Source organism: Streptomyces albus subsp. albus, from assembly GCF_000725885.1.
Taxonomy (GTDB): domain Bacteria; phylum Actinomycetota; class Actinomycetes; order Streptomycetales; family Streptomycetaceae; genus Streptomyces; species Streptomyces albus.
This window is the reverse complement of sequence record NZ_JODR01000006.1, coordinates 36,334-49,591: the sequence shown is the minus strand read 5'-3', so window position 1 is coordinate 49,591 and position 13,258 is coordinate 36,334. Positions and strand designations below refer to the sequence as shown.

General features: G+C 73.4%; 7 protein-coding genes. 2 read left to right on the top strand and 5 right to left on the bottom strand.

Features of this window, described 5'->3' with window-relative positions:
- The first annotated feature begins 2 nt into the window (after positions 1–2).
- Positions 3–1,226, top strand: coding sequence for an FAD-dependent monooxygenase (locus IO40_RS0107490; RefSeq protein ID WP_031175103.1), 1,224 nt, complete (start codon positions 3–5; stop codon positions 1,224–1,226).
- Between the two features lie 42 nt (positions 1,227–1,268).
- Here the strand turns inward: IO40_RS0107490 and IO40_RS0107485 are convergent, their stop codons facing one another.
- The 3 genes from IO40_RS0107485 to IO40_RS0107475 all read right to left on the bottom strand — a co-directional run bounded on the left by IO40_RS0107485 (position 1,269) and on the right by IO40_RS0107475 (position 4,537).
- On the bottom strand, positions 1,269–1,889 hold the full coding sequence (locus tag IO40_RS0107485; protein ID WP_016466923.1) for an L-threonylcarbamoyladenylate synthase: 621 nt from the start codon (positions 1,887–1,889) through the stop codon (positions 1,269–1,271).
- A 139-nt stretch (positions 1,890–2,028) separates the two neighbouring features.
- Positions 2,029–3,267 (bottom strand): cytochrome P450, encoded by a 1,239-nt coding sequence (locus IO40_RS0107480; RefSeq protein ID WP_031175102.1) that lies wholly within the window; start codon positions 3,265–3,267, stop codon positions 2,029–2,031.
- A gap of 10 nt (positions 3,268–3,277) precedes the next feature.
- Entirely contained in the window at positions 3,278–4,537 is a 1,260-nt protein-coding gene (locus tag IO40_RS0107475) for a cytochrome P450 family protein (RefSeq protein WP_031175101.1), read from the bottom strand.
- A 299-nt stretch (positions 4,538–4,836) separates the two neighbouring features.
- Here IO40_RS0107475 and aroA point away from each other — a divergent pair, with 299 nt between their 5' ends.
- Positions 4,837–7,851: a 3-phosphoshikimate 1-carboxyvinyltransferase gene (aroA, locus tag IO40_RS0107470; protein ID WP_031175100.1), complete on the top strand. Its 3,015-nt coding sequence runs from the start codon at positions 4,837–4,839 to the stop codon at positions 7,849–7,851.
- Between the two features lie 901 nt (positions 7,852–8,752).
- Here the strand turns inward: aroA and IO40_RS0107465 are convergent.
- Both IO40_RS0107465 and ccrA read right to left on the bottom strand, forming a co-directional pair.
- Entirely contained in the window at positions 8,753–11,560 is a 2,808-nt protein-coding gene (locus IO40_RS0107465; protein WP_016466918.1) for a helix-turn-helix transcriptional regulator, read from the bottom strand.
- 310 nt (positions 11,561–11,870) lie between these two features.
- Positions 11,871–13,235 (bottom strand): crotonyl-CoA carboxylase/reductase, encoded by a 1,365-nt coding sequence (ccrA, locus tag IO40_RS0107460; RefSeq protein ID WP_031175098.1) that lies wholly within the window; start codon positions 13,233–13,235, stop codon positions 11,871–11,873.
- Between the last annotated feature and the right edge of the window lie 23 nt (positions 13,236–13,258).

Here is a 13,258-nt window from a genome sequence, read left to right as displayed (position 1 = left end):
ACATGACCCGCGTCAACCCCGACGACGGTACGAGCACCCCCGCACCGGGGCCGTCCGCCGGCGCTCCTCGCACACAGCCGTCGCACGGCGCCCCCGTCCCGCCGGGCGCCCCGCGCGTGCTGATCTCCGGCGCGAGCGTGGCCGGACCGGCCCTCGCGTACTGGCTGTGCCGCTACGGTTTCCGCGTCACCGTGGTGGAGCGGGCCCCCGCGCTGCGGGCCGGCGGGCAGGCCGTCGACCTGCGCGGCCCTGCCCTGGACGTCGCCGCGCGCACGGGGGTCCTGGACCTGCTGCGCGAGCACGCGACCGGCGTGCGCGGCATGTCCGTACTGGACCGGGACGGCAACGAGACGCAGCGCACCACCGACGCGACGGCCACCGGTGGCCGTCTGGACCGCGACGACCTCGAGGTCCTGCGCGACGATCTGTCCCGCATCCTGGTGGACGCGGGCGGCCAGGACGTCGAGTACCTCTTCGACGACTCGATAGCCCGCATCGAGGAGCGCCCCGGCCACGTCCGTGTCGGCTTCGCCGGTGGCGCCGAACGCACCTTCGACATCGTGGTCGGCGCCGACGGGGTCCACTCCCACACCCGCTCCCTGGTCTTCGGCCCGGAACACCGCTGCCTGCGCAGGCTGGGCGGGTGTGTCGGGGTGTGGACGGCGCCCAACTTCCTCGGCCTCGACCGCTGGCAGATCGCCTACGAGACGGGCGACGACGACGCGTGGGGCGCGCTGGTGACGAGCGTGCGCAAGAACACCGAACTGCGGGTCCATGTCGGACTGAACAGGCTGGAGGGGGAGCTGCCGCGGGCCCGGGAGGACCGCAAGCGGCTGCTGGCCGAGCGGTACGCGGATGCTGGCTGGGAGCTGCCGCGGCTGCTGTCCCACATGTGGGAGGCGCCCGACTTCCACTGCGACATCGGTGCCCAGATCCACCTGCGCTCCTGGTCACGGGGACGGGTCGTGCTGCTCGGCGACGCGGCGTACTGCGGCTCGCCCGCCTCCGGACAGGGCAGCAGCATGGCGCTGGTAGGCGCCTATGTGCTGGCGGGCGCGCTCAGGGCCGCCCCCGGTGATCCGCGCGCCGCGTTCGACGCCTACGAACGCGAGCTGCGCGGCTGGGTCACCGCGAACCAGGCCTTGGCCGAGCGCCACATGGACGGCGCCGGCGTCGACGACCACTTCTACAGTGTTGTGGACGGCTTCACCGTCCGGGACCACTGACCCTGCGGCCCGGCCACGGGGTCTCCTCCCCGGCGCCGTCCGTCACATGAAGCGTGCGGGGTCGCCCGCGCCCTGGCGTACGACCTCGGGCTCGGGCCCGGAGAAGTCCACCACCGTGGTCGGTTCGGTGCCGCAGTCGCCCGAGTCGACCACGGCGTCCACCACGTGGTCGAGCCGTTCCTTGATCTCCCAGCCCTGGGTGAGCGGCTCGTCCTCGTCGGGCAGCAGCAGGGTGCTGGACAGCAGCGGCTCGCCGAGTTCGGCCAGCAGCGCCTGGGTGACCACATGGTCGGGGATCCGCACGCCGACGGTCTTCTTCTTCGGGTGCAGCAGTTTGCGGGGCACCTCCTTCGTCGCCGGGAGGATGAAGGTGTAGCGGCCGGGTGTGGCGGCCTTGATCGCGCGGAACACGTCGTTGCCGATCTGCACGAACTGGCCGAGCTGCGCGAAGTTCTGGCACACGAGGGTGAAGTGGTGGCGTTCGTCGAGGTCGCGGATGGACCGGATGCGGTTGACCCCGTCGTGGCTGCCCAGACGGCACCCCAGGGCGAAACAGGAGTCCGTCGGATACGCGATGAGGGCGCCCGCCCGGACACTGTCGGCCACGGTCCGGATGGTGCGCGGCTGCGGGTTGTCGGGGTGCACATCGAAATACTTCGCCATCCGGCGAGCCTAAGCGCACGGACCGCCACGAGGGAAAACGCCACCGCCCGTGAGCGTTCCGTCACCTCCTGCCGGGCGGGGACCGGCGGGGGTCTGCGGCCCGCTGTGCCGGGCCGCAGACCCCGCGTCCTGTGACCCCTCAGCGCAGTACGACCGGCAGCTCCCGGTATCCGTTGATGCCCAGGGACGGCACCCGGCGTACCGGACCGGGGACGAGTGCCAGCCGTGGGAAGGCGTCGAAGAGCCGGCGCAGGGCGATGCGCGCCTCCAGCCGGGCCAGCGTCGCGCCGGGGCAACGGTGCGGGCCGGCGCCGAACGCCAGATGGCGGGAGACGTCCGGGCGACCGGGGGCGAACTCGTCGGCGGGCGGGCGGGGGAAGGTGTGCGGGCAGCGCTGGATGGCCGGCAGCGGCACCAGCACCGCCTCCCCCTCGCGGATGACCGTGTCCTCGACCGGCACGTCCTGTGTGGCGTACCGGAACATCACATGGCGGCTGGGCGACTCCCAGCGCAGCGCCTCCTCCACGACGTCGGGCCACGGGTCCTCGCCCGCCTCCTGCCGCGCCCTGGCGGCCGACAGCGTCCCGGTGTGGGTCAGCAGCCCGCGGACGGCGTGGCAGATCAGATTGGCCGTGGTCTCGTGCCCGCCGATGACGGTCACCACCAGATTGCCGATGACCTCCGCCTCCGTCAGCTCGCCCCGGTCCAGGGCGGTGACCAGGTCCATCGTCAGATCGTCCCGGTCACCGCGTGCCCGCTTCCGCTCGATCAGCGCCATGAGAGCGGCGGGGAAGCGCCGGGCCACGGTGTCCCGCACCTCCTCCGGGGCCGCCTCGGAGTTCATGGCCGCGGCCGACAGCTCGTGCAGCTCCTCGCGCACCGCGCCCTCCTCGGGAACGCCGAGCAGTGAGCAGATGACCTCCAGCGGCAGGGGCAGCGCGAATCCGCGGTGCAGATCGGTCTCCGCACCGGCGGGCACGTCGGCGAGGGCCGCCAGCAGCCGGTCGGTGACGGCCTCGATACGCGGGGCCAGCGCCTGGACGCGGCGGGGTGCAAGGGCACGCTGCACCGGCAGCCGCAGCCGGCGGTGGGTCTCGCCGTCGGTGGTGAGCAGACCCTTGCCCGCCACGATGAACAGCAGCGGCCAGTCCGCCGGTATCTCGCCCCGGCGGTGGGCGGCCCAGTTGCGGATGTCCTTGGAGAAGCGGGGGTCGCCCAGCACCAGGGCGCCCGCCTGACGGGTGGTCACCACCTTGGCCACCACGCCACCAGGGAGCGCCACCGTGGCAACCGGCCCTGCGGCGCGGAGGGCCGCTCCTTCGGTCGTGTGGAGATCGGCCGGGGCGGGTTCGAGAGAAAGCTGTGGGGCGGTGTCCATGAGTGTCCGTTCACAGGGGGCGTCGGCGGGAGGGGGAAGACGACCGGCAGCGCCGTGGGGGTGCGGGCGATGTACGGAGGTCCCAGGTGAGTTCCTCGACGGGAACCGCCAGCCGCATGCCCGGCAGCCGGTTCCAGAGCACTTCGAGTCCGGTGCGCACGATCAGGCCGCCCAGGTCGTGCGCGGGGCAGGCGTGCGTCCCGGCTCCCCAGGCGAGGTGGGACCTGTTGACGCGGGCGATGTCCTGGCCCGCGGCGTGGAGCGCCGGATCGGCCCCGGTCGCGCCCAGGCAGATGATGGCCATGTCACCGCAGTTGACGCGGTAGTCGCCCAGGGTGGTGTCCTGGGTCGCCCAGCGGCCGATGAGGTTCTGGATCGGCGCGTTGACCCACATGACGCGGTTCATCGCCTCTTCCATCGGGCAGCGGCCCGCGATGACGTCGGCGCCCAGATCCGGGTTGGTCAGCAGCTCCAGCACGGTGTTGCAGATCCAGGTCGTGCCGGCGCCCCGCCCCGCGACGATCTGGAGCCACACGTCCTCGCTCAGTTCGTGGGTGTCGAGCCCGGAGTGCAGTTCCCGGTTGAAGTGGTGCATCCAGGAGACGAGGTCGGGACCGGGGGAGTGCTCCTTGCCGGTGACCAGTTCCCGCATGCGGGCGTCGAGTTCGGCGGCGGCACGCCGGGCGCCCGGTCCGCCGCTGAGCATCTCGTGGATGGCGTGGCCGGTGGCCAGGGCGCTGCTCTCGTCCATGCCCATCAGCCGCATCATGACCAGCAGGGGCAGCGGCAGCGCGTACTGGCCGAGGATGTCGGCCTCGTTCCACTCCTGCGGCCCGCGGTCGCCGAAGAACGCGGTGATGAGCTGGTCGGCGAGCTCCTCGATCAGGTCGCGGGTGCGGAGCATGTCGAGCTGGGCCAGCGCGTGGTTGCCGGGCGCGGAGAGCCGGCTGTGCTGTGCGCCCTCCGCGTACAGGCGGCTGCGCCGGTGGGCGAACTGGGGGATCATCGGGTGGCCCGGCGGCAGCGTCCCTTGCACCAGGTCCCGGTACCAGCGGGAGTCCCGCGTCCAGATGTTGCCGCGGTCCTGTAACACCTCCAGCTGGTGGGCGTGGTCGAGGACGAGGTAGCCGCGCAGGGCGCCGGTCTCCTCCAGGGCCACGGGCGCGACGGGCCCGAACGTACTGCGCAGACTCGCGTAGTAGGAGAAGGGGTCGCTCGCGAAGTCCTGTCCGTACAGCGGCGCGGTCCGCTCCGGCCAGGGCGCGTGCACGGGGGGCCATGGAACGCCAAGTGGATTGGTGGCGGGGTGAGTTGACACGTTGATCATCCTGTACGCCGTCGATCACGGGGGCAACCCGGGCCCGGACCGTGGACGCGTCGGCGGTGCGCCCCGGCCCTCCGCACGTCTCGCCCGGCGCCGAGCCGGGGCCCCGGGGGTTAGGGGACGGTAGGGGGCTGCCGCCCGCCGGGAGCGGCCGTGATCATCGACTGAGCCGCTTCGTGGACGCCCCCGGCGTCGCCCAGGTGTGGCGCGAGCACGGTTTGGACTGCGAGGAGCACACCGTTCCCATGCACCTTCTCGTCGAAGGAATCCGGCACCGGGTGACCGGGCAGGTCACCGTCCCGAACTCCAAGTACCACGCGCACCGCGCGCTGATCCTGGCCTCGCTGGCGGCCGGCGAGAGCCGGATCCACGGGCTCACCGACGCCCGGCACGTCGCCTACACGGTGCGGATGCTCCAGGGCCTGGGCACCTCCGTCGTGCGGGCCGGTGACTCGCTCGTCGTACGGGGGTTCGGCGGGCGCTACCGGCCGCGCCGCACCGTCCTGTCGGTCGGCAGCTCCGGCAGCACCCTCTACTTCATGGTCGGCCTCGCCTCGCTGGCCGACCACGCCGTCTCCATCACCGGCCAGAAGTACTTCCGGCGCCGCCCGGTGGGACCGCTGCTGCGCGCCCTGCGACAGCTGGGAGTGCGGGTGGAGTCGGTGGACGACTGCCCGCCCGTACGCGTCAGTCCCGGGCGGCCCACGGGCGGACACGTACTGCTGCCCGGCACCCTCTCCCAGTGGGTCTCCGGCGTGCTCCTGCTGGCACCGTTCGCCACCGGCCCCACGGTGGTCGAGGTGGCGGGCGAACTCAACGAGCGGACCTATCTGGAGCTGACCGTCGAGATGATGCGGCGCTTCGGACTCCGCGTGGACGTCTCGCCCGACTGGCGGCGCTTCGACGTACCGCCAGGCCAGAGCGCCCACCCCGCCGAGCTGACCCTGCCGCCCGACATCGGCTCTGCGGCGTACGGCATCGCCTCCGCCGCACTCCACCCCTGCGACGTGCTGCTGCGGGGACTGACCGGCCCCGGCGGCGGGCCCGGCGACCATCCGGAACACCGCTTCCTCGACATCGCCCGCGCCATGGGAGTGCCGATGGAACCGGACGAGGCGGCCGGCGGCATCCGCGTCAGGCAGGACGCGCCGCTGCTCACAGCCGTGGACGTCGACTGCCGGGACATCCCCGACATGCTGCCGGTCCTCGCCACCCTCGGCACCTTCGCGCACGGCGCCTCGGTCTTCCGCAACATCGCACACACCCGGCTCAAGGAATCCGACCGGGCCGCAGCCATGTGCCAGCTCAACGCCATGGGCGGCCAGGTGGAACTGGCCGGCGACACCCTGCGTGTGGCCGGCGGACAGACACTTACGGGCACCGCGCTGTCCACGTACAACGACCACCGGGTCCTGATGTCGCTGGCCGTCGCCGCATCCCGGGCCAAGGGCCACTCCGCCCTGACCTTCCCGCACGCCTACCGCATCTCCTACCCGGGCTTCCTCGACGCCATGAACGGCCTCGGCATCCCCATGAAGGTCGAGGAGGGCCGCGCGCGCCCCGCCAGGAGCAGCGTCCCGCCCCCCGTCCGCCGGCCCCTGCCCCCCACCGCCGCCGACCCGGACGAGGCATCCCGGCTCAGCCTGCCGGAGTGGCTGGACCGGCACACCGAGGCGTCCCCCGACCGGACCGCGGTGGTGGACGTACGGCCGGACGGCGACCTCGTCGTCAGCCGGCGGGAGTTGTCCCGGCGCGTCGAGCGGACCGCGGCCCTCCTGCTGCGGCTCGGCGTCCGGCCGGGCGAGCACGTGGCCTACCAGCTGCCGAACCGGCTGGAATTCGTGGTGCTCTCGCTGGCCGCCTGGCGGATCGGCGCCGTCTGCTGCCCCGTCATCCCCTTCTTCCGCCGCCGGGAACTCGGCTTCGTACTGCGCAGCGCCCGGGCACGGGTCCTGGTGACCATGGACGAGTACCGCTCCCGGAAACCCGCACGGGAGGCGCTGGCCCTGGCCGCCGGGCGCACCGACGGGCTGCGTCACCTGGTGGTGGTCTCCCGCTCCGGAGGGCCCGCGCGGCTGCCGTCCGACCCCGCCTGCGACGTCACCGTCCACGACTGGGCCGCCGTCCCGGAGACGACGGCCCACGAGCGCGCCGCCCTGGCCGCCGTCAGGCCCGCACCCGGGGCGACGGCCCAGTTGCTGTTCACCTCCGGCACCACCGGCGAACCCAAGGGCGTGACGCACTCGTCCGCCAATCTGGTGCGGGCCGCCTCGATGGAGATCCGGCAGCTGGGTCTCGACGCCACCGACACCGTCTGGGTGCCCTCGCCGCTCGCCCACCAGACCGGGTTCCTCTACGGCATGGTGCTGGCCACCGTGCTGGGGGTGCCGCAGATCCTCCAGGCCGAATGGGACGCGCGACGCGCCCTCGCCTCCCTCGACGACCACCGGGCGACCTTCACCCAGGCCGCCACGCCCTTCCTGTTCGACCTCGTCAAGGCCGTGGAGGACACCGGTCGACGGCCCCGCGACATGCGGGTCTTCGTCGCCACCGGCGCCACCGTGCCGCGCCCCCTGGCGGAGCGCGCCGGCCGGGTACTGGGCGCCAGGGTGTGCGGGGCGTTCGGCACCACCGAGACCTGCCTGGGCACGCTCTCCGCGCCCACCGACCCGCCCGAGCGGTGCTGGGGCACCGACGGACGCGCGCTGGACGGCGTCCGGCTGCGGGTGACCGACGAGACGGGCCGCCCCCTGCCGGCGGGCACCGAGGGCAACTTCGAAGTGCTCTCGCCCACGGTGTTCGACGGCTATCTGGACCGGCCCGACCTGACGGCGGACGCCTTCACCCCGGACGGCTGGTACCGCACCGGCGACCTCGCGGTCGTCGACGAGGACGGCTTCGTGCGCATCACCGGCCGCGTCAAGGACGTCATCAACCGGGGCGGGGAGAAGATCCCCGTCGCCGAGATCGAGCAGCTGCTCTCCGCGCACCCCGCCGTCGAGGACATCGCCGTCGTGGCCATGCCCGATGCCCGGCTGGGCGAACGCGCCTGTGCCTTCGCCGTCCTCAAGGACGGCGCCGGCTTCGGCTTCGCGGAGATGCGCCGCTACCTGGACGAGCACCAGGTCGCCAAGCAGCACTGGCCGGAACGGCTCGAACAACTCCCCGAACTGCCGCGCAACCCGGTCGGCAAAGTACGCAAGTACGCCCTGCGCGCCAGGGCCCGCACCCTCAAGCCGCACGACGAGGACCCGGCATGAGCGAGGCACCGGGCACACCGGGTGGCGGAGCGGCCCGGCCGCAGCGGTCGGGGCCGGACGACCGGCGAGGGCATCGGAGCGAGCACCCGCTGGGTGGTGCTGCGGCACCTGCGCGCCGCCGGGGTGCGGATGCGGACCGGTGTGGCGTGCCGCCGTATCACCCGCGACGGATTCCTGGTCGCCGGGCCGGAGGGGGAGCGGCTGGTGCGCGCCGGCCACGTGTTGCCGGCCACCGGACAGCGCCCCGACGACGACGGCACCGCCGCCCTCCTGCGCGAGGCCGGGGGCCCTGCGTCACCGCCGGGGGAGCGGCGGGGACGCGGGGGCTCAACGCGCGGTCCGCGCCACGGCGGAGGGGCTGGGCGGCACACCGTCTCGTGGCGGAGAGGCAGCGCTGAGGAGACGGCTTTCCCGCGGCATCCACGATCGTGCCGGATCCGCCCTGTCCGGGGCGCCGCCGGGGAGGGGCAGGCAGGAGGCGGGGTTGGCCGACGTCCGGGGCATTGAAGGCCGCTGTCGGCGCCGAGTTCGGCACCGGCGGCGGACGGTCCGGCGGACGGAACCCGGTTGCCGGGTCGGTGGACGGGACCCAGTGGCCGCCCCGGCGGCTGGAAACCCGGGGACAGGGACCGGTGGATGGACGAGCCCGCCGGGCAGGCCAGGAGGATGAGCCCTTCGGACGGCCGGGCCCGGTGGCCGGGGGCGCGCCGCGCCGTGAGCCGTACGGCGGGGGCCGGCGGGGGCTCCGCGCAGCGGCGTCGTACGGCCGCGGCAGGGACGGTCCGTCCCCGCCCCCCCCTGGTGGGGGCGCCGCACGGGCGGAAGCGGTCGCGCGCGGCACCGGGCCGCGCACGACGGGCGTCGCCCGGCCCGGGGGCCGAGCGCCCGTGCGGCGCGCGGGTCACGTCAGCGCGTCGAGTCCGACCAGCGCGGACGAGAACCGGTCCTCAAGATCCTCCCGGTGCCGCACCCGCAGCTTCCGGTAGATCCGCGTCAGATGCTGCTCCACCGTGCTGGGAGTGATGAACAGCCGGGTGGAGATCTCCCGGTTGGTGTGGCCCCGGATGGCCAGCAGGGCCACCCGGCGCTCGGCGGAGCTGAGCTTGGCCAGCTCGGTGTGGTCCGCGAGCGGCACGTCGTCGTGCGGTGCCACGGGACTGCCGTGCAGCGCGAGGAGCTGCCCGAGCCGGCCGGCGTCGCACTGCTGGGCCAGGCGCTGCGCCCGTTTGATCGTCGTCCGGGCCAGGCTCAGCCGGGCGGCCTCGCGGTATGCGGAGGCCAGCTCGGCCAGTGTGTAGGCGAGTTGGAGGCGGCTGCCGGCCCGCTCCAGCTTCTCCGCCGACAGCTTGAGGCCGGGGATCCGCCGCTCGGCGGGCCCGGCCGCGGCCAGGAGCCGCAGTGCCACGCCCTCGGCGGCCGTCTCCTCGGCGGGCAGCTCGCCCAGCTGTTCCTCCAGCAGGTGCCGGGCGCCCGCCGTGTCGCCCATCCGCAGATACGCCTCCGCAAGGTCGCACCGCCACGGCACCACGGCGGGCAGGTCGGTGTCGAGCACGGCCAAGGTGTCCCGGCAGTTCTCGAAGTCGGCCACGGCCGCGTGCAGCCGGCCGGCCGCGAGATGGTGCCGGCCGCGGGCGCGTACGTACCGCACACCGTTCAGTCCCCGGAAGGCGGCCGGCGGGACGGGGCGGTCCAGTACGTCCGCCGCCTCCTCGTGCCGTCCGCGTTCCGTCAGCACTTCCACCAGCAGCCCGGCCAGCGCCCCCGCCTTGGCGCCCCATTCCTGCCAGGACTTGTGCGCCAGCGCTTGCCCGAGCCGGCGGTGGGCGCCGTCCAGATCGCCCGAGGCGAAGGCGATCCGTGCCTGTACGGCGGCGAGCAGGGACGTCCACACGGGCGAGGGCCGGCCGTCGAACTCCCCGGCCAGCTCCAGGCACCGTTTGCGGGCCTGCGGCAGGGCGTTGACGGCCTCCAGCGCCCAGCAGGCGAACAGGAAGGGCTCCACCCCCGAACTCTTGACGCGGATGCCCTCCAGCAGTTGTTCGGCCGCGAAAACGACGCCTTGCCGGTCACCGGCGTGCAGCAGGCGGGGGATCCGGTGCAGGACGGTCGGCAGCCAGGCGTACGGTCCGGTCAGCAGACGGCGGGAGGTGTCGTCGCGGGCGGGGGGCCGGTGCGGGCCGGGCGGGACCCGGTGGGGCGGCACGCCCTGCCAGACGCCGTGCAGGGCCTCCGCCAGCAGCACCTCCGCCTCCTCCTGCGGTTTGCGGTCCGCGGTGCGCAGCGCCGGCAGCAGTTCCTCGGCCCGGTCGGGAAAGCCGTGCACCGTCAACGCCCGTACCAGGAAGGCGATGTCGGCGGCCGGCAGCACGTTGTTGCGTGCCGCTGCGGTCAGCGAGGGCACCAGGGACGCCACCAGGGGCGGGTCGGCCAGCCATTCGCTGCGCAGCAGCAGGATCTCCGCCCGCGCGCGGTCCTCCTCGGTGCCCGCCGCGGTACGGGCGAGCCGCAGCAGCGTTCCGGCCGCTTCCGTACGGCCCTCCTCCAGTGCGCGGTGGGCGACCTCCAGGACCAGCGGCGGGTCCCAGGGCCGGCCGATCCTGCCCGCGGCCCGCAGATGGCGGGCGACGTGTTCGACGGGCACCCCGTCCTCGAACAGGACGCGGGCCGCGGCGAGGTGCACGTCGGGGAGCTCGGCGAAGTCCGGGTCCTCCACCAGGGCGCGGGCCGCGTGCTGCCGCACCTGGGGCCCGCGCAGCATGCCGAGGTCGTCCAGGGCGCGCAGCACCCGGTCGGCCAGCACGGTGTCCCCCTGCAGCAGCCGGCCCAGTCGCCGCGCGGAGCAGAACCGTCCGAGGACGGCCGCCGCCCGCGCGCCCCGGCTGACGCCCGGCACGTCGATGTCGTCGACCATGGCCCGGACGGTCTCGCGGAACTCCGCGTCGACGGCCGGGGCGGTGCCGCCCCGGCCGGCCGCCGCCAGGTACTTGGCGGTCAGCAGTCCGGCGAGCTGGACGTTGCCGCCGCTCAGTTCGTGCACCGCCACGGCGATCCGCCGTGCGGCCGTGCGCACCGGGGGGCCCGGGACGGCGCGGATCTGTTCGCCGATCCAGGCGGTGAGCTGGTCGGCCGTCAGCGGGCGCAGCCGTACCGTGCGGGTGTACGGCAGCCGCATGACGTCCGTGCGGAAGTCCTCGCAGTAGGAGACGGCCTGGCCGGTGCGTTCGGCCAGCACCAGCCGGATGCGGGTGCCTTTCAGCCGGCGCGCCAGGTAGCGCAGGAAGTGCTGCGAGGGCGCGTCCACGTAGTTGAGGTCGTCCACCGCGAGGAGGACGGGACGTCGTCCGGCGAGGTCGAGGAGGCGGCGGTAGGCGCGTTCGGGGAATGCCGCGCCGGGCGGTGTGCCGTCGGCGTCCTGGGGTCCGGGTCCGGCGTGTGCGAAGACTTCGTCCGGATGTCCGTGCGTCTCCTCGGGCGTTTCGAGGAACTGCCGCACCACGCCGTGCGGCAAACCGTGCTCGCCGGGCCAGCCGGTCGCCCACAGCACCAGCGCTCCCGATTCCGCGGCCCGTTCCCCCAGGGCGTTCAGCAGGGTGGTCTTTCCCGCGTACCGCGCCCCCCTGACGAATATCAGGCCGCTCTCCTCGCGCCAGGTGTCGAATCCGGGAACCAGCAGGTGCGGCGGCAGTTTCTGCTCGGCGAACGGTGTCACCGTGGGAAGGCTCCTCTCGCGCCGGACAAGCGCGGCCAAGGCGGAACCGTTCACCAAAGCTGCGCCGGGTATTCATCAATGCTGCGACCAATATTCTTGCTGTCGGCACGCACGGTGAAACCTCGTCAGGTGGTGGCGGGGAGCCGCAGGGGGAGTTTTTCGGTTCCTTTCCGTGTGCGCCCGGTGCGACAGGCGGCGGGAAAGCGGTGGCCGAAGCATTGCCACCGGTACGCGAATTTCGCTCAGTGCGATTCTCTGGGAGTGCAGGGCCCGTTCCGGGGAATGCCCGGGCGGCGTAAAGACGGAGAAATCAGACGGCTTCACCCGGCGCCGCGGCCGGGACGCGGAAACGGTTGATGGCGGAAAGGTGCCGTAGGCGAAGCTGCGTGTCCCGCACCCCCAGCCCTTCCCGGGGCGCCAGACACAGCACGCCCACCTTTCCCGCATGCCGGTTGCGGTGCACGTCCTGCGCGGCGGTGCCCACCGAGGAGAGGGGATACGCCCGGGAGAGCGTGGGATGGATCATCCCCTTGGCGATGAGCCGGTTGGCCGCCCACGCCTCCCGGTAGTTGGCGAAATGACTGCCCACGACACGCTTGAGGGACATCCACAGGTAGCGGTTGTCGTACTCGTGCCGGTACCCGGACGTGGAGGCGCAGGTGACCACCGTGCCGCCGCGCCGGGCCACGTACACGCTCGCGGCGAACGTCTCCCTGCCCGGGTGCTCGACGACGATGTCCGGGTCCTCCCCGCCGGTCAGCTCCCTGATGTGGGAACCGAACCGCCGCCACTCCTTCCGGTCGGGCGTCGCCTCGTCCCTCCAGAAGCGGTAGCCATCCCGCTCCCGGTCGATCACCAGCTCGGCGCCCATCGACCTGACGAGATCCGCCTTGCGCCGCCCGGAGATGACGCACACCGGGATCGCGCCGCCGTTGAGCGCCAACTGGGTGGCGTACGAGCCCAGTCCGCCCGCGGCGCCCCAGACGAGCGTCACGTCCCCCTGCTTCATCCCGGCCCCGTGCCGGGAGACGAGCTGCCGGTAGGCCGTGGAGTTGACCAGGCCGGAGGCGGCGGCCTCCTCCCAGGTCAGATGCGACGGCATCGGCATCAGCTGATTGCCCTTGACCACGGACAGTTCGGCCAGACCGCCGAAGTTGGTCTCGTACCCCCAGATCCGCTGGTCCGGGTCGAGCAGCGTGTCGTCGTGCCCGTCGGGCGACTGGAGCTCCACGGACAGGCAGTGCGCCACCACCCGGTCCCCGGGCCGCCACCGGCGCACCCCCGGACCGGTGCGCAGCACCACGCCCGCCAGGTCGGAGCCCAGGACGTGGTACGGCCGGTCGTGCCGGGCCGCCCCCACCGCGTCCGAGCGTGCGTACCGCTCCAGGAAGGCGAACGTCGACACCGGCTCGAACAGCGCGCTCCACACGGTGTTGTAGTTGACCGCGCTGGCCATCACCGCCACCAGAGCCTCGTCAGGGGCCAGTTCGGGTGTGGGCACCTCCGTCACCCGCAAGGACCGTGCCGGGTCCTTCTCCGCGGCCGGCAGGCCGTCGAACATTCCGGCGTCCTCCCGGCGGACGACGGCGCCTCGATAGGACGCCGGGACGGGCAGCGCGGCGAAGTCCGCCGCGACCGCGTCCTGCGCCAGTGCGGCCTCGATGATCTCCCGCATGGTGTGTCCTCCGCAGCAGCGCT